The following is a 17,379-nucleotide window of genomic DNA, read 5'->3' on the forward strand; positions in this document are numbered from 1 at the left end:
GATAGATTTTGAAGAAAGTAGGGTAAAAATCAAAGACGTTCACCCTACGCAAGCTAACTCAAGGTCGCTTTTATAAATATAAATGTATAAAAAATATTTGGAAGTTAACACAGAATCTAAAGCCAATTGAAGTTTTGTTTTTTATTAAACGGGCTAAAGCCCGTTCCTATTAAATATTGTTTTTCACAGATTTTATAGATTAAGAAATTTATTATACAAGCCTATCCATCCAGTTTGTCATTCCGAAGGAATCCAAATTCCAAATTCAGAATGATTTTTTTCAGAAAATGTTCTTTTCTTCCTTTGTTTCCTGAAAAAAGTGTCGTAAAAATAATACAGAAAAAGTAGAGTTAAAATTTTTTTCAGGTTTTCTAGTATTTAATTAATATTTAAACGACTCCGACAAAACTTTATTTTATAAGGTTTTAAACTTAAACATATTTTAAACTTAATTTAAATTCACCGTCTTGTAGAATTATCTTTAAGGATTTTAACAATTTTTGCATTATATTTGTTGTAAACATAAACCATGAAAAACAATTTATTGATTTTTACGTTTAGTTTTTTTGCTTTCCCCGCTTTTGGCTGGGCACAGTCTGCGCCGGATTTTAAAGAACTTCTGGATAGTGCTATGGTTCGGGACTCGAACCTTAAAATGCAGATTACCCAAAATAAGCTTACTGACCTTGACGAGCACAAACTGAAGGATATCTTTCTTCCAACCCTGGAATTGAGCGGTCAGGCCGGTTATCTCAACGGAACAGCAAGACTGACGTCCCCGGAATTCAATCTCGCTCCCTTTATCAATATTCCCGAAGGGACTTTCAACAATAATTTCAATGTATCCGGATTTTCAGGTATTGCCAAGGCAGATGCCAAAATGCTGCTGTATTCAGGAGGAAAGGTGAAGTACATGAAAAAAGCGGTGGAAGAAAAGAAAAAGTCTGAAGATATCCTTCTGGAAAAAACAAAAGATGAGGTGATTGCCACCATTTCCAAAGCCTATGATCAGTTAGCATTGATTCATCAGTCTAAAAAGGTTCTGGATGAAAGTAAAAAAAGATTGGATATCAACCGAAAAACAGCTGATAAAGCGCTTGGCTATGGTTTGATAACGCCTTATGACCATAAGAAAATTGAACTCGCCCAGGCTACTCTGGATGCTAAAATGGTAGAATATGAAGGGAAAAAAGAACTTCTTCTTACCCAGCTTTATATTTTGACAGGGATTCAAAGAGAAAGGCTCAGAATGATTGATCCTGTATTATCTCCTGTAGAATTGCTGGCTGCAGAAAAAGGGATTGAACAGAGAGCAGAAATCCGTGCACTGGAACATGGAATCAGTGCGGCAGACTATAAAATAAAAGCAGAAAGAACGTGGATGATTCCTAAAGTACAACTGATGGCTTCTGCCTATTATATCGGATTGTACGGGAATAGAATAAAATCTTCGGAAAATGTAATCCCTGCTGTGCCAATTCTTGGATATGAAGGGAAAAAGCTGGACTGGAGACCTAATAACATCAACGTGTTTCCATTGATTACAGCAGGTGTAGGTTTTAAATGGGAAATTTTCGACGGTAAAGAAGGAAAACATGCAGAAGAAACTGCCAAAGTTGGTAAAGAAGTATTGCAGAACCAGAAAGAAGACGCCCTGAAAAAACTGACCTTGAATCTGGCTAATAATCAAACCAATTATGATATCGCTTCTGCGCAGATTACCCTGAAAGCCAAAGAAAAAGAGCTGGCTAAAAATGCACTCGTACAGGCAGAAAAAGAATTCAGATACGGAATGAGTAAATCTTCACAGCTTATTGATGCCGAAAATGATCTTGAAGTTGCAGAACTGGAATATCAGAATGCCATTTTCAACCAGAGAAGAGCGGGGATAGAACTGATGAGATCTACCCAGGAACTGGATATCACCAAATTTTATTTAATCCCTTAAAAATTTAAATGATGCATAAAAATATATCTATACTCTTCGCTGCTCTGTTTTTATTGGGGAGCTGTGACAAAAAAAACGAGAAAATCAAAGAACCGGAAGGAAAAACCAAAAAGGATGTGATCTCTTTTGCCCCTAAAGTTACCGGAAGGATTCTGAAAATATATGTTTCCGAAGGTCAGACTGTGAAAAAAGGAGATACCCTGGCACAGCTTGATGTACCGGAAGTTTCTGCAAAAATTGCACAGGCGCAAGGAGCAGTAAGTGCGGCTACGGCTCAGGAGCAAATGGCAAAAAACGGAGCAACAGCCGATCAGATGAGACAGCTTCAGGCCAAATATAAAGGATTGAAGGAACAATATGAATTTGCTCAGAAATCATACAGAAGAGCCAATAATATGTTCCGCGACAGTTTAATGTCTCCACAGGCTCATGACGAAATCTACGCAAAATTGCAGGGAGCAAAGGCACAATATGATGCTGTAGTGGCGGAACTTGATGATGTGAAAAGAGGAACCCGTTTCGAAAAAGTAGAAATGGCGGCCGGACAGGCATCACAGGCTAAAGGCGCTTTGCAGGAAGCAAATGTAGCCTATTCCGAAAGATATATTATTGCCACCAATGATATGGAGATCGAAACCATCAGCCTGAATACTGGCGAGTTGGCAACCGCTGGTTTTGCTCTGTTCAACGGATATATTCCTGAGAGTACTTTTTTCAGATTTACCATCCCGGAAAGTGCTATTTCAAAATATAAAAAAGGACAGGAGGTCACCATGCAGGTAGTCTATAACAAAGAAAACCTTACGGGAACTATCGTGTATATTAAACAGCTGACAAAGTATGCGGATATCACCACGGCTTACCCGGACTATCAGTTACAAGACGCTATCTACGAGATCAAAGTAAAACCCAAAGACATGAATAAGGCTAAAAATATTTTAGTCAATGCCAACGTAATCCTGAAATAAATTGAAAAGGACAGATGAAGCTTCTATAAAATTTCATTTCGTTCTTCCACTTATAAAAATATACAGATGAAAGAATTTTTCCGTCTTTTGAAACGTGAGTTCAAACTTTTTATCGGCAATTCCACCTTAAGGACGGTGTTCTTTTTGGCACCGGTTTTCTATGCCACCTTGCTGGGGTTTGTCTACAAAAGCGGAAAAGTTGAAAATACTCCTGTTTTGGTTGTTGATAGAGACAATACACCGTTATCCAACCAACTGACGGAAATGTTGGATGATAATAAAAGCATCAAAATTATCAGATATCTGCAGGAACCTTTAAGCATAAAAGATGAGGTAATCAGGCATGAGGCAGCTGCTGTGGTTATTATTCCCTCAAGATTTGAAGGAGATATGCTGCAGAAAAAATATCCTGAACTGAATGTGTATATCAATACAGGAAATGTTTTAACGGCAAATTTTGCATCAAAAGCACTTCAGTTGACCATCGGAACATTTTCTGCCGGAGCTTCCATTAAAGCCCTTCAGAAAGCAGGAATGCCTGCTGCAAAGGCTGCAACACAATATGAACCTTTCAAAGCCAATTATATAACCCTTTTCAATACTACAGGAAATTATCTGATCTTTATGTGGCCCGCAATGCTGGCAGTGGTATTACAGCAGGTCATTCTGCTGGCAATGGCAGTGAGTTTTGCCGCTGAATTCGAAAGAGGATCTTTTGTGAAAGAATATCTGAAAATGAAAAAATGGGCCTTCCCGACCATGTTGATAAAAGTCATTCCGATCTGGGTGTTTTCTGTTCTTATTGTAGGTATTTATTACTTTATGCACATGATTTTCCATGTTCCGATGCCGGAAGGAATACTCAATTTTATTCTCCTCACAGCGGTATTTGTGGGATCAGCTTCATTTTTGGGAGTATTCATCAGTATTCTGATTCCGGATGCTTTGAAGGCGACACAAATCCTGATGGTCATTGCTTCGCCGGCTTTCATTATCAGTGGTTTTACATGGCCTTTGAATGCAATGCCTGCTTTTGTACAGTTTATCGCGAATATTATTCCGTTGACTCCCTTTTTACAGGCTTTCAAGATCTTATTGATTCAAAAAGGTTCGGTAGAGCTTACTTTCCCGTATCTGAAACATCTAAGTATCCTTTTAGTAATATATGCTGTTATCGGCTGGATTGCTTTAAAGATCAAACTATGGTTTATTTTCAAAAAATCTGCACCCCAGGAAATTACAATTGAGGATACTTCTCGGGAAGAGATAGAGTAGTTTTTGGTTAATTTGTTGCTGGTTTTTAAGTTAGAGGTTGATATGATGCTGGTTTGCTGGTTACTTTTGTAGTATATAGGCTGGCAGATGATCAGTATCTATACCCGACGACAAATTAAAGAGCAGGGAAAAATACGTAAAAAATAATCGAAAAATAGCCGAAAAACTTTCGAACTCGAATCCCGTACCCCATAACTCGTATCTCATAACAAGCACCCCTCAATTTTTTCAGCCAACGATAAAATCAAACAAAAAAACTGATATATTTGTCCATAGTAAAATAGAAATTATATGGAAAATGTATTTGATGCAAAAGATGCTCAAAACTATATTGATAGAATAAATAAGTTGGTGGAAGATACACACGGTCTGTGGGGAAAAATGACAGTAGACCAGATGCTGGCACACTGCTGTATTACCTATGAAATGGTATATGAACCGGAAAAACACAAAAAACCGGGAGCGATTGCAAAATTTATATTAAAAACTTTTGTAAAACCTAAAGTAGTGGGAGAAAAAGCATATCCAAGAGATTCACCTACCGCTCCACAGTTTTTGATTACCACCAGAAAGAATTTTCATGAAGAAAAAACAAGACTGATTGGTTTTATCCAGAAGACTCAGCAGCTGGGAGCAGATGCGTTCGATGGTAAAGAATCTTTTTCTTTTGGTAAACTGAATTCCCAGGAATGGAACAATATGTTTGCCAAGCACCTGAACCATCACCTGGCACAATTTGGCGTTTAAACACACTTTGTATGAAAAAACTTTTATTACTTTTCATTCTGGCTGCCAATTTTGTATGGGGTCAGATGCCTGATATTTCCAATACATGGCTGAATAACAGTAAACCTTATATAGGAACCATTGGAAATAAAGGTCAGGAACTGAAACTGAAGATCAATATCTCTGAGCAGAATAAAAAAAATGATCAGGAATATTTTGTTTCAGGATATTCCCTTGTGGATACCAATTACACGAAATTTGAAGGCAAAATTACCATTTTAAAATATAAAGATTCCAAAAAACAGGGAACCGTATACGGGGAGTATGAGCTGGCGGAAGAGAATAAAGGAAAACATTCCGGACTTTTCAAAGGGAAGTTTGTCTACAATTTCAAATGGAATAGAAAGACAGAGAAAATTGAAGAGCAGCACATCGAACTTACAGGCGATTGGAAAAGTTATGACGGAACCATTGAATTTAAGACCCATCTTAAAAATCAGTAAAACAACCTCATTATTCGACTTAACAATACCCCAGACCTCGGGGGCTTACTTTAAAAACTTACCAACATTATGAAACTAGGCGCATTTTCAATTAGCTTAAGCGTAAAAGATCTTCAGAAATCAAAAAACTTTTATGAGAAGCTTGGGTTTACAACTATGGCAGGAACAGAAGCACAAAACTACCTGATCATGAAAAACGGTTCTACGCTGATAGGACTTTTTCAGGCAATGTTTGATGGGAATATGCTTACCTTCAATCCGGGATGGGACGAAAATGCACAGAATCTGGAATCTTTTGATGATGTGCGTGAAATTCAGAAAAGATTAAAAGAAAACGGAGTTGAAATCAGTAGAGAAGCCGATGAAACCACCTCCGGGCCAGAACATATCTATCTGAAAGATCCGGATGGAAATATGATTCTTATAGATCAACACAGATAATAATTAAAAACACATTGATGATGAGAACATTTAAATGTATTTTTTTACTATTAGCCACATTACTAATCATTTTGCTGATTTGGGCTGCTTTTATTCCGGGTGACTGTCAATATGAAAAATCGATTTCCATTAATGCACCGGTGGAAAAAGTATGGCAGAATACCAATACCCTCAAAGCAATGGATCAATGGAGTCCATGGAATGATCTTGATCCGGGTATGAAAAAAGAGTGGACGGGAACAACTGGCCAGCACGGAGAAAAAGTTTGCTGGGATAGTAAAAATAAACAGGCAGGAAAAGGCTGCCAGGAATTGGAAAAAGTAGATGAAGCTGGTAAAAGAATAGATACGGCAATCAAATTTCTTACCCCTTATGAAAGTGAAGCAAATGCTTACGTAACAGTAGTTCCGGAAGGAAACGGAAGTAGGGCAACATGGGGATTTACTTCTGAGATTCCTTATCCGTTTACCTTGATGAAGTTATTTATGAATATGGAGAATGCTATCGGAAAAGATTATCAGAAAGGGCTTTCACGATTAAAAGCACTGTCTGAAAAACCTCAATAAAAACAAATTGAACTTAAAAAAACAAAACAATTATGGCAACAGTAAACGTTTACCTGACATTCAACGGAAACTGCAGAGAAGCATTCGATTTTTATAAATCTGTTTTCGGAGGAGAATATCCTTATATCGGAACATTTGGCGAAATGCCTCCAATGGAAGGAAAAGAAATGCCTGAAGAAGACAAAAACAAAATCATGCACGTTTCTCTTCCGATCTCTAAAGAAACGATTTTGATGGGAAGCGATACAGGAGGAGAGTGGTCTTCCAACTTCAAGGCAGGAAACAACTTCTCTATTTCTGTGAACGCTGAATCTAAAGAAGAAGCAGACAAATTATTCGGTGGTCTTTCTGCAGGCGGACAGGTAACAATGCCAATGGCTGATACCTTCTGGGGAGCTTATTTCGGAATGTTCAGCGATAAATTCGGAATCAACTGGATGGTAAATTATGACGATCCAGCTAAAATGCAGCACTCATAAAATTTATCTTTGCACTCAAAATAATAAAAAAACCGACAGGAGCCTGTCGGTTTTTTTACTGATAAGTTGCTGAGCTATTATTTCTTTTTAATGATTTTGTAGCTTCCTGATGCTGTTGTGATGAGGTAGATACCATCAGGGAACTCACTTATATCAAACTTATTTTTATCTTTTTCAGCTGTTGTGGATTTCATAAGTTTTCCGGACTGATCATATAAAGAAACATTTTCATTTTTCTTCAGGTCATCCATATAGAAGATACCGGAAGTTGGGTTAGGATAAATATTCTTTTTGTCTTTGATAGATTTTTCTGAAGTGCCCAGCGTAGAAATTTTTGTCCATGTAAATGCGTCCAGGCACATATAGACATATCCTCCGGTGGATTGCAGCTGGATTTCATCAATGGTAGTATTGCTGTTATTCTGATTATTTAGGGTGGAAAGATCAATCAGGGTAAATCCGTTGTTGATACCTGTCGTTCCCGTAGTTGCATTAAATGTAGTATTAAATCCGGATGTTTTTGTGGTGGTGAACTTTGTAACTCCCCCTAATTTTCCCGTAATAATAAGTGTTCCTGATGAGGTAGACTGGTTTAAAGCAGTATTGCTTAAAAATACCCAAAACTTTGATACAGTGAATGCAGAATTGCTTTTAACACTGAAAGAGGGAGAGCTGATATTGGTTGTACCTGTATTGTCGATATAGACATTATCATTAGCTGTTCCGTTCCAGCCGGTGTTTGGATAATTGCCCTGAATTCTGAAAGTTCCGGCCTGTGATATGATATTGAAAGTATATCCGTTGCTGGTAAAGCTTGTGCTGCCGCCAGATGAAGTTTCAAAAGTCACAGTAGTTGTCTGTGCACTGGTCATTGTAATATTGCTTAAGAAAGCAAAGATTCCAAAAAAGATAATTTTTTTCATGATACAGATTTTTTAATGTTTAAAGAAGATCATAAGCTTCCCGTACTGTTGATGTGCTCATGAGTTTTTTCTGTAAAGGATACCACAAAGTAACCGAGAAATACAAAGTGACAACAGCGTATTAAATGCCGAATTGAAAAACAGGTAGAAATACGCAATTTTGGTGGTTTTTATTATTATAATTTTGAAAAAAGGATATTATGTTAATTAAAATGAATGTATTTCACAGTATGGTTAGTTTTTTTTCATAACTTGTAATGTGTAGCTGAAGTCACTTATTCTAAACCTATTATATAATTTAAAACGAGAAAAACTATGGAATTACCTAAACATGCAGTCTTATTAGATGACGCTAAAAAATGGATCAGCAATTGGCAGAATACAAAAATTATCGATGGAACATCTATCCGGGCCCACCTTATCCCGGCAAAGGACGTTCATGATATTTTTATTAATGACAAAGGATTTGAGAGATACCGGGGTTATAATGCCATTACCGATGAAGGAGAATTTAAATTTCTTCTGGTAGGAGTAGATGCAGATAACAATGATATTGTGGATTATGATAAAGGGTATTATGTATATGACATGACAACACCCTGCCCGAGCGTATGCTCTGCTGCAAAATGGTGGAAGCTGTAAACTAGAGATCATTGGATCACTGGATTGAAATATTGTCATTAATTGGAAAAGGCATTCTGCTGATTAACCTGGCAGTATACTGTATAGGTTTTTCCGGAGCCGGAAAAGCCTATACATTCTTCATTGGTTATTTGGCCTGGATATTACTGTGTGAAATTGTTTTTTATGTATTGAACTCACAGAAGATCAATAATCTGTTTTTCTCACATTATTATCTGATAGGCCAATTCATGTTACTGGGATTATTCTTCCATGAAATTGTAACGGAAAAATACCAGAAAAAAACAGCACGTACACTTTTAATTATCATTCCCGTAGTTCTTGTTATACAGTATATCATATACCCCGAAAAGTATTATGTTTTTAATCTTTTTGAAATTTTTGTCACGTCTTATTCAATCATAATTCTGGCATTATTTCATTTATATAATATACTGGATACCCAAAAGAAATACAATTATATAAGCCTGGGACTTTTACTTTATCTGATAAGCAGTACCGTAATATTTTTGTCGGGAAACCTGTATACGGTGATGAACAGAAAACTGCATAAAGAGATATGGGTTTTCAATGTTGTTATGTTTATTGTGTATCAGATTTTTATTCTGACAGACTATCTGTCTTCCCGCAAAAAAAATGTGTAATCACTGTTATGACTTTACAAAATGAATGAGAATACAATTATTTCCACTATCGTTTATACCTTTCTGGCATTTACCTTACTGGCCGTTACCCTGATTATATTTTATTATTTTTCTAATAAGAAGATAACAAGAAACCTTATTCAGAAAAAGGAGCTGGAGGTCAGATACGAGAAAGAGCTTACCCACGCCATTATCAGTGCCCAGGAAAAAGAAAGACTGAGAATTGCCCAGGATCTGCATGATGACATCAGTTCAAAACTCAGTGTGGTTTCTTTAAATATCCACCTTCTGGATTTTGATAATCTGGCCAGGGAAGAATACAACGATCTGAAAAATAAAATCATACATCTGGTTAATAAAACTGCAGAAAGTGCCAGACAAATCTCGCACGATCTCCTTCCTCCGATTTTAGAAAAATTTGGACTCCATGCTGCAATAGATGCATTGTGCTCAGAAATTAACTTATCCAAAACCCTACAGGTTACTTATTCCAACAGCTTATACTTTGCAAAAGCAGAAGAAGAAAAAAATTTGCATATCTTTAGAATACTACAAGAGCTCATTAACAATTCCATAAAACACGGGGAAAGTACGCATATTGATATAGAATTTTTGGGAAAAGCCGGAAAAAATACCTGTATCTATAAAGATGATGGGAAAGGATTTGATCTTAATGAAAATACATTGAAAGGTGGATTAGGCTTAAGAAATATCAGAAGCCGGGTAGAACTGATCAATGGAACACTGAAAATTGAAAGTGAAAACAATAAAGGAATTACCGTAGAATTTACATTTTAAATCGTTATAAAATGGAAAAGGATATAATTCGTGTCATAATTGTAGACGATGAAGCGCTCTTTCGTCAGGGAATTTCATTGTTGATACAGAGAGAAAAAGATATTGAACTGGTAAGTGATTTCAGCAATGGGAAAGAGCTGCTGGATGAGCTTGTAACCCTGGAAGAACTGCCCAATATAATCCTGATGGATCTCAATATGCCTGAAATTAACGGAGTAGAGGCAACCAAACAAATCCATATCAAATATCCCCAGATTAAAATTATTGCCTTAACGAGCTATAACACGAAAGCATTTATTGTCAATATGATACAGTCAGGGGCCTGTTCCTTTCTTAAAAAAAACTCAAGCCCTGCAGAATTGCTCACGGCAATAAGGGAAGTGCACAGCAAAGGTTTCTTTTATAACAATGAGGTCATGGAAGCATTACATCAAAACCTTACAGAACCTAAAAAGAAAGTTTCCAGTATTTTTGATGCCAATCACATTTCCAAAAGAGAAAAAGAAGTATTGGAACTCATCTGCAAACAATACAACACTTCTGAGATTGCAGATCAGCTTTTTATAAGCTCCAGAACGGTTGAAGGACACCGTAATAGCCTTCTGCTTAAAACAGGAGCTAAAAATACTGCAGGCCTGGTAGTCTATGCCATAGAAAGTAAAATTGCAGATATGAACTATTTAAAAGATAGGTTCGAATAAATAGTCATACAGCTGTTTTCATTAAAAATTAATTGAAATTTATATTTTCTGATTAAATTAGCTTTTGTTTTGATAAACAGAACACAATGGATTGTTTATGAAAAAACAATAATTTATAGTTAAAACAGAAAATACAAAAGAATGAAATTTACAATTGAAAACATCAAAGCAGAGCACCAGAAAGTAAAAAGCGGAGCCGATTTTCCTAAATATATTCAGAATATAAAAACGTTGGGGGTTTCTCACTATAAGGCGTACGTTCAGGATGGAAACACAGAATACTTCAATCACGAAAATCAATCTGTTCATACAGGAAAAAAGTATGATTCTCTTGCTGTTTCCGATACTTTAAATCTTGAAAATTTTAAAATAAGACTGAAACTTCACCAGCAGGGCGGAACAGATTATATAACTTTCTGTAAAGACTGTGCCGAAAACGGAATCAAAGGTTGGACGATGGATCTACAGGCGATGACCTGTACTTATTTTGACCAGAATGAAAGTGATGTTCTGACCGAACAGGTTCCAGGATAATCTTTTACAAAAAAACGGATGCAGACCATTGCATCCGTACTTCTTTATAAGGGTAATGAAATATTGTTTGCTATTATTGATTTAAAATATTAATTTTGTTTAAAACGATAGATAATAGTAATTGATAAACATGAGAAAGGTTTTTACGAAGTTGGCGTTCACAGTTTTAGGTTTGGGATCCATTTTGACATTTGCTCAAAAAAATGATCTTGGAGCATGGTATATGTATTTTGGAAATAATAAGATCAGCAAGAAACTGAACTGGCACAATGAAATTCAATACCGTAATTTCGATGCCCTGGGAGATCTCGAGCAGTTACTGATCCGTACGGGGGTCGGGTACGATCTTACTGAAAATAACAATAATGTTTTATTGGGATACGGCTTCATTCTCAGCCAGCCTTATGTAAACGGTGAAAAAAAAGAAAATATTGAACATAGGATTTTCCAGCAGTATATTACCAAGCAGAAATTCGGACGTTTTTATCTTCAGCACCGTTACCGTTTGGAAGAACGTTTTCTTGAGGATGATTTCAAAATGAGATTCCGTTATATGCTGGGAGTCAATATTCCGATTACTCAAAAAGAATTACTTCCGAAAACCCTTTACGCATCAGTATATAACGAAATTTTTCTGCATTTTGACAATCCGGTTTTCGACAGAAACAGAGTCTATGGAGCCTTAGGATATGTCATCAACAAAAATATGAGGATTGAAGCAGGCTATATGAACCAGATTCAGGAGAACAGAAACCGCGGACAGATTCAGATTGGTTTTTATAATAATATCCCGTTCACCAAAAACTAATAAAACTGTTGCTGAATGCTTCTGGAAATCATTATTTGAAAATTTAATAAACCCTATAAAATAAACACTTATGCATTCAGGAAAAAGATTCGGAGCCCGGGAGTTCATTATCTGGACCAGACGGAGCATTTACGCTTTGGTTATATTATCAGCTATTCCTACAGTCCTGTACTTTTTAGGCTGGAAGTTCCTTTCCGTTCCATGGCAGCCGATTGCGATCATGGGAACAGCGGTTGCCTTTATTGTTGGATTTAAAAACAATGCCAGCTACAGCAGACTCTGGGAAGCAAGACAGATTTACGGAGCCATTATTAATGACAGCCGCAGTTTTGGGTATATTCTGAGAGATGCACTTCTTTCCAAAGACTCCGGTAAAGTAAAAGAAATGTTCCTTCGTCATTATGCATGGCTTACTGCATTGAGATTTCAGCTTCGTGAACCGCGAGCATGGGAAAATATGGGGTCAGATCAGTTTGATGAATATGCTAAAAAATATGACATTCCGGAAAGACTGACTACACTGGACGAAGAACTGAAAAAATATCTTTCTGAATCTGAGCTCCAGTACATTGTAAGCAAAAAAAACAGAGCGACTCAACTCATAGCCAGCCAGAGTAAAGTTTTATCCGAAGCTTACGAAAAAGGAGAAATCAATGATTTTCAATGGACACAGATCAACCAGCAATTGGTGAAGTTTACCGATAATCAGGGAAAAGCTGAAAGAATTAAAAACTTTCCCTATCCGAGAAATTTCTCTTCAATTACAACATATCTATTGCTTTTATTCATTGTTTTTGTGCCTTTTGGATTATTGAAGGAGTTTGATAAATTAGGTGAAGGAACATCGGTAGAAGGCTGGACATTGTGGTTCAATATTCCGTTTTCTTTACTGGTAACATGGTGCTTCCATACCTTGGACAGCGTGGGGGAGGCTTCGGTAAATCCTTTTGAAGGAAGTCCCAATGACGTTCCCATCACCCAGATCAGCCGTACAATTGAAATCGATATGAGAGATATGCTGGATGAATCTGATCTTCCGCCAGCCATTACTCCGAAGAATAATATCGTGCTTTAGATTGATCTTTTTATGATCTCAGATATTGATTAATGACAGACTTCGAATATATCTGAACCTATCAGGTATGGGAAATAATAAATATTTGATACCTAAAAATAAACATAATACTTAAAAAAACGAACTCAAAATGATTCACAGCTATGTTATAATATCCATTGCAGTCCTGCTGTCTGTGATGATATTGGTAATGATCGGCCAGAAATTAAAAGTAGCTTACCCGATTTTTCTTGTCATTGCAGGATTACTGATAAGCTTTGTGCCGGGAATGCCGCGTATTGAAATAGAGCCTGATCTTGTTTTTCTTATTTTCCTGCCGCCAATTTTGTTTGAGGCAGCCTGGTTTACCTCATGGCAGGATTTTCATAAATGGAGAAAACAGATTTTTTCAATGGCCTTTGGGTTGGTATTCTTAACCTCCATAGTCGTTGCTTATCTTTCATCTTCCATTATTCCAGGACTTACTGTGGCAATGGGCTTCCTGTTGGGAGGTGTCAATTCTCCGCCGGATGCAGTAGCTGCTACTTCGGTTCTGAAACATATGAAAATTCCTAAAAAGATCACTAATATTCTGGAAGGAGAAAGTTTGATCAATGATGCTTCCAGTTTAATTGTATTTAAATTTGCACTGGCCGCCGTTATTTCAGGACAGTTTATCTGGAGAGATGCCGTTCAGGATTTCTTCACGATGGCGATCGGTGGAATTGCTGTGGGAGTAGCAGTAGGCTTCCTGTTTGGAGCTTTATTAAAAGTTATTCCGACCAATTCCAATATCGATACCATTATTACCCTTATCGTACCTTATATTATGTATGTGGGAGCAGAACATTTCCATTTTTCGGGAGTATTGGCTGTAGTTGCCGGAGGTTTATTGATGTCTTATAATTCACATTGCTATTTAAGCCATACCTCAAGGATTCAGTCGGGGAATGTTTGGAGTGTTCTGATATTCCTGATGAATACCATCATCTTTATCCTGATTGGTCTTGAGCTTCCCATTGTAGTGGAAGGGATGAAAGAATATACCATTTCAGAAGGTATTTTCTACAGTGTAGTGATTGGCGGAGCGATTATCGGAACAAGAATTCTCTATAGTTACGCATTGATGTATTTCCCAAGAATCTGCTCTAAAGAATTAAGGTTAAAAGTTCCCAAACCGGATTGGAGGGAGCCTTTTATCATCAGTTTTGCAGCAATGAGAGGAGTGGTTTCACTGGCTGCAGCCTTGTCCATTCCTGCTTTTTTACCCAACGGAGAAGCATTTCCGCATAGGAATATTATTTTATTTGTAACCTTCGTGATCATATTGATCACTCTGGTAGGGCAGGGTTTATTGTTGGCGCCCATCTTGAAATTATTAAATATTCAGGATGCCGGAAGCGAATTGCCGGAAGAAAAACAGGAGGTCATTCTTATGCGTAAACTGAAGGAAACAGCATTGCACAAACTGGATAACGATTTTTCTGAATTAGCCGTAACGAACAGCCTTGTACGTCATCAAAAACACAAGCTGGAAAATGAAATGATGCTGATGGCAGACAAAGCCCAATGCATGGCTTCCACAGGAGATTATGTGTCCGCAATCAACGAAAACAAAGATGTTTTGAGACAGATCATTCAGGCACAGAGAAATGAGTTGCACAGAATGAAAAGAGAAAAGATCTTTGATGATCATGTGATGAGAACCATTGAAATGCAGCTGGATTTTGACGAAGCCAAGATCACAGGTTTTTCACATGGGTAATTACAAAATAAATCACAAAAGTCACAAAAGATAAAAGTTAAAATGAACTTGCAGGAATAAAAAGTTCACAAAAGGAAAATTCTGAAATTTTGAAGGCTTACGTGTACTTCTCATGAGTAGAAATTTAAACTTAAATAATTTAGTAGATAAAAACTTTTGTGACTTTTGTGGTTAAAGATTATAGGTAAAATGTGTACATTTAAACATATTAAACCTATAATATGAGTACACCCATCACTGTTCAGTACACCATAAATGCTCCGGCTGAAAAAGTCTGGAAAGCATTAACCGATAAAAATGAGATGAAATCCTGGTATTTTGATATCCAGGATTTTGTTTTGGAAACAGGTAAGGAATTCAACTTCTATGAACCGGGAGGTGAGAATAAATACCATCACCACGCACAGATTTTAGAAATAATACCCAATGAAAAATTAAAGCATACATGGTCTTATCCTGATTTTTCAGCCATGAAGACCATTGTAACCTGGGAACTGCTGCCAGAAGACGGTCAAACTTTAGTAAAGCTGACCCATGAAGATATTGAAAACTTTAAAGACTTAGGAGAAGGCTTTTCAAGAGAAAATTTTGTAAAGGGCTGGAATACGATTTTGGGACAAAGCTTAAAAGAATATTTAGAAAAATAAATCATGATCACATTACACCCTTTTACGATAGAAGATGCTCCACAACTGATTTCAAAGATAAAAGACGAAAGAATGCTTCTTCAGTTTGCCGGTCCGGCATATCGTTTTCCTCTCACAGAAGAACAGCTGGAAACTGATCTGTTCAATGAAAACAGAACTCTTTTTAAAATTACAGATGAGACAGGACGTACAATCGGGCATGCCCAGATATTTCTGAAAGAAAAAACATTCCTGTTGGGAAGAATTCTGATCTGGGATGAGAACAACAGGGGAAAAGGTTATGGAAAGAAGGTGATGCAGGAGCTTTTGAAATATGGCTTCAGTCATTTTGATAAAGAAACAGCAGAGCTGAATGTCTACGGCTGGAATACCGGAGCTATTGAATGTTACAGAAAAGTAGGTTTTGCTTTTGACCCATACGTTAAAAGCGAAGCAAAGATTGATCAGGAAACATGGGTTTCCCTGAATATGAAAATTCACAGAAATAGTTTTGAATTACAGGAATCATGACACAATTTACCGCACTTCGCCCTGTTTTATGGACTGAAAATCTTGATGAAACCATAGGATTCTATATGCGTGTTCTTGGGTTTAGCCTTATGGACAGGAATAACGAATGGCAATGGGCTTCCCTTCGTAAAGATGACATATACATCATGCTGTCTCAGCCTAACGAACATGAAAAAAATACTTCCATTGGTTTTTCCGGTTCGTTTTATTTCAATGTAAATAAAGTGAATGATCTTTGGGAAGACCTTAAAACGAAAGCCAAAGTCTGCTATGAAATCGAAACTTTTGAGTGGGGAATGAGAGAATTTGCAATATATGACAACAATGGTTACCTATTACAATTTGGTGAACCCGCAGATAATATTGGCAATACGGAATAAAATTTGCTATTTTTGGAGAAATATTTAGAAATTCAATGAAAAAAAGTATAATAGCGGGTTTCGCAGCGATTTTATTATTGGCGTCTTGTAATAAGGATAAGGAGATTCTTAATACATTAAACACTTATAATACTTCAATGGAGGCGAAGGGATACCATTTCGGAGATAAGCTTGAGCTTCCGAAAGAGGTAACGGAAAATGCAGAAAGCGTAACAATCAGCTTTGGAGATAAAGAAACAACAGATTTAACAATTGATCCTAAATTTTTCACATTAGGAGACAATGCTGTTACATTCAATATTAAAACAAAAGGAGGTGAAGTGCTAAATCAGGATGCTACCATCAATGTATTTGCAAAAAATCCTGAAAAAAATATTCCTTATCAGATTGTAGCGGAATATCCTCACGATCCTAAAAACTTTGTACAGGGTTTCCAGATTGAAGGAAATACCATTTATGAAAGTGACGGGCAGAACGGATCTTCACAGATTTTAAAATATACGCTGGGAACAACAACTCCGCTGGCTTCTACAAAACAGGCTCAGGAAGACTTTTCTGAAGGAAGTACCATCGTAGGAGACAAAGTATATCAATTGACATGGCAAAGCAAAAAAGGATATGTTTATGATAAAAGTTCATTAAAGCTGCTTTCAGAATTTGCTTATCCTAATGTATTGGGTGAAGGTTGGGGATTAACGTATGACGGAAAAAGCCTTATTGCTTCTGACGGAAGTAAACTTTTATATTTCCTTGATGTCAACGATCCTTCAAAACTGATTAAATATATTGCGGTTGCAGGAAGTTCTCAGGCATACGACCAGTTGAACGAGCTGGAATACCACAACGGATTTATTTATGCCAACGTATGGCAGAAGCCGATCATTTTAAAGATCAATCCAGCCAATGGAGAAGTAGTGGGAACTTTTGACTTTACTGAAATCGCAAAACAGAATACCAAAGGAAGTGATGATGTACTGAACGGAATTGCCTTCAAAGGGGATAATATGCTGGTGACAGGAAAAAACTGGTCGAAGATTTATGAAGTTCAGATCAAGTAATCTGATTCT

Annotated in this window: 21 protein-coding genes; 20 read left to right on the forward strand and 1 reads right to left on the reverse strand. The window is 36.8% G+C overall.

Annotated elements, in window-relative coordinates; all coding sequences use genetic code 11:
- Nucleotides 1–529: 529 nt before the first annotated feature.
- The 8 genes from ACLI50_RS00005 (at nt 530) to ACLI50_RS00040 (ending at nt 6,906) form a co-directional block, all read left to right on the forward strand.
- Nucleotides 530–1,948, forward strand: a complete 1,419-nt coding sequence (locus ACLI50_RS00005; RefSeq protein WP_120231659.1) for a TolC family protein — start codon at nt 530–532, stop codon at nt 1,946–1,948.
- An 11-nt stretch (nt 1,949–1,959) separates the two neighbouring features.
- Nucleotides 1,960–2,916, forward strand: a complete 957-nt coding sequence (locus tag ACLI50_RS00010; protein ID WP_343639013.1) for an HlyD family secretion protein — start codon at nt 1,960–1,962, stop codon at nt 2,914–2,916.
- Between the two features lie 66 nt (nt 2,917–2,982).
- Nucleotides 2,983–4,191: an ABC transporter permease gene (locus ACLI50_RS00015; RefSeq protein WP_411412866.1), complete on the forward strand. Its 1,209-nt coding sequence runs from the start codon at nt 2,983–2,985 to the stop codon at nt 4,189–4,191.
- Between the two features lie 291 nt (nt 4,192–4,482).
- Nucleotides 4,483–4,938: a DUF1569 domain-containing protein gene (locus tag ACLI50_RS00020; RefSeq protein WP_110011016.1), complete on the forward strand. Its 456-nt coding sequence runs from the start codon at nt 4,483–4,485 to the stop codon at nt 4,936–4,938.
- A gap of 11 nt (nt 4,939–4,949) precedes the next feature.
- Entirely contained in the window at nt 4,950–5,420 is a 471-nt protein-coding gene (locus tag ACLI50_RS00025) for a hypothetical protein (protein ID WP_411412867.1), read from the forward strand.
- A 69-nt stretch (nt 5,421–5,489) separates the two neighbouring features.
- A complete protein-coding gene (locus ACLI50_RS00030; RefSeq protein WP_411412868.1) occupies nt 5,490–5,861 on the forward strand; it encodes a VOC family protein in 372 nt (123 codons plus the stop codon).
- 17 nt (nt 5,862–5,878) lie between these two features.
- Nucleotides 5,879–6,427: an SRPBCC family protein gene (locus ACLI50_RS00035; protein WP_411412869.1), complete on the forward strand. Its 549-nt coding sequence runs from the start codon at nt 5,879–5,881 to the stop codon at nt 6,425–6,427.
- A 32-nt stretch (nt 6,428–6,459) separates the two neighbouring features.
- Nucleotides 6,460–6,906, forward strand: a complete 447-nt coding sequence (locus tag ACLI50_RS00040; RefSeq protein WP_110011019.1) for a VOC family protein — start codon at nt 6,460–6,462, stop codon at nt 6,904–6,906.
- A gap of 77 nt (nt 6,907–6,983) precedes the next feature.
- Here the strand turns inward: ACLI50_RS00040 and ACLI50_RS00045 are convergent, their stop codons facing one another.
- Nucleotides 6,984–7,829 (reverse strand): T9SS type A sorting domain-containing protein, encoded by an 846-nt coding sequence (locus ACLI50_RS00045; protein WP_343638996.1) that lies wholly within the window; start codon nt 7,827–7,829, stop codon nt 6,984–6,986.
- A gap of 315 nt (nt 7,830–8,144) precedes the next feature.
- Here ACLI50_RS00045 and ACLI50_RS00050 point away from each other — a divergent pair, with 315 nt between their 5' ends.
- The 12 genes from ACLI50_RS00050 (at nt 8,145) to ACLI50_RS00105 (ending at nt 17,370) form a co-directional block, all read left to right on the forward strand.
- Nucleotides 8,145–8,471: a hypothetical protein gene (locus ACLI50_RS00050; protein ID WP_411412870.1), complete on the forward strand. Its 327-nt coding sequence runs from the start codon at nt 8,145–8,147 to the stop codon at nt 8,469–8,471.
- Nucleotides 8,472–8,482: 11 nt separating this feature from the next.
- Nucleotides 8,483–9,115 carry a hypothetical protein gene (locus ACLI50_RS00055; protein ID WP_202839380.1) on the forward strand — a complete coding sequence of 211 codons (633 nt, stop codon included), beginning with the start codon at nt 8,483–8,485 and terminating at the stop codon, nt 9,113–9,115.
- A gap of 21 nt (nt 9,116–9,136) precedes the next feature.
- Entirely contained in the window at nt 9,137–9,913 is a 777-nt protein-coding gene (locus ACLI50_RS00060) for a sensor histidine kinase (RefSeq protein WP_202839382.1), read from the forward strand.
- 11 nt (nt 9,914–9,924) lie between these two features.
- Complete coding sequence (locus ACLI50_RS00065) at nt 9,925–10,614, forward strand: response regulator (RefSeq protein ID WP_411412871.1); 690 nt, start codon at nt 9,925–9,927, stop codon at nt 10,612–10,614.
- A gap of 141 nt (nt 10,615–10,755) precedes the next feature.
- Nucleotides 10,756–11,148 (forward strand): DUF1398 domain-containing protein, encoded by a 393-nt coding sequence (locus tag ACLI50_RS00070; protein WP_411412872.1) that lies wholly within the window; start codon nt 10,756–10,758, stop codon nt 11,146–11,148.
- 130 nt (nt 11,149–11,278) lie between these two features.
- On the forward strand, nt 11,279–11,956 hold the full coding sequence (locus ACLI50_RS00075) for a DUF2490 domain-containing protein (protein WP_411412873.1): 678 nt from the start codon (nt 11,279–11,281) through the stop codon (nt 11,954–11,956).
- Between the two features lie 70 nt (nt 11,957–12,026).
- Nucleotides 12,027–13,031 carry a bestrophin family protein gene (locus ACLI50_RS00080; protein ID WP_411412874.1) on the forward strand — a complete coding sequence of 335 codons (1,005 nt, stop codon included), beginning with the start codon at nt 12,027–12,029 and terminating at the stop codon, nt 13,029–13,031.
- Between the two features lie 130 nt (nt 13,032–13,161).
- Nucleotides 13,162–14,775, forward strand: a complete 1,614-nt coding sequence (locus tag ACLI50_RS00085) for a Na+/H+ antiporter (RefSeq protein ID WP_202839391.1) — start codon at nt 13,162–13,164, stop codon at nt 14,773–14,775.
- 221 nt (nt 14,776–14,996) lie between these two features.
- The gene (locus ACLI50_RS00090; RefSeq protein ID WP_395974156.1) at nt 14,997–15,422 is read left to right on the forward strand and encodes an SRPBCC family protein; all 426 of its coding nucleotides are present in this window, start codon (nt 14,997–14,999) and stop codon (nt 15,420–15,422) included.
- Nucleotides 15,423–15,425: 3 nt separating this feature from the next.
- A complete protein-coding gene (locus tag ACLI50_RS00095; RefSeq protein WP_411412875.1) occupies nt 15,426–15,932 on the forward strand; it encodes a GNAT family N-acetyltransferase in 507 nt (168 codons plus the stop codon).
- Nucleotides 15,929–16,312 (forward strand): VOC family protein, encoded by a 384-nt coding sequence (locus ACLI50_RS00100; protein ID WP_395974153.1) that lies wholly within the window; start codon nt 15,929–15,931, stop codon nt 16,310–16,312. Before ACLI50_RS00095 ends, ACLI50_RS00100 begins: the two co-directional genes overlap by 4 nt.
- 35 nt (nt 16,313–16,347) lie before the next feature.
- Complete coding sequence (locus ACLI50_RS00105) at nt 16,348–17,370, forward strand: glutaminyl-peptide cyclotransferase (protein ID WP_411412876.1); 1,023 nt, start codon at nt 16,348–16,350, stop codon at nt 17,368–17,370.
- Nucleotides 17,371–17,379 lie beyond the last annotated feature (9 nt).

The sequence above is a fragment of the Chryseobacterium cupriresistens genome (assembly GCF_046614675.1).
GTDB classification, from domain to species: Bacteria; Bacteroidota; Bacteroidia; order Flavobacteriales; family Weeksellaceae; genus Chryseobacterium; species Chryseobacterium cupriresistens.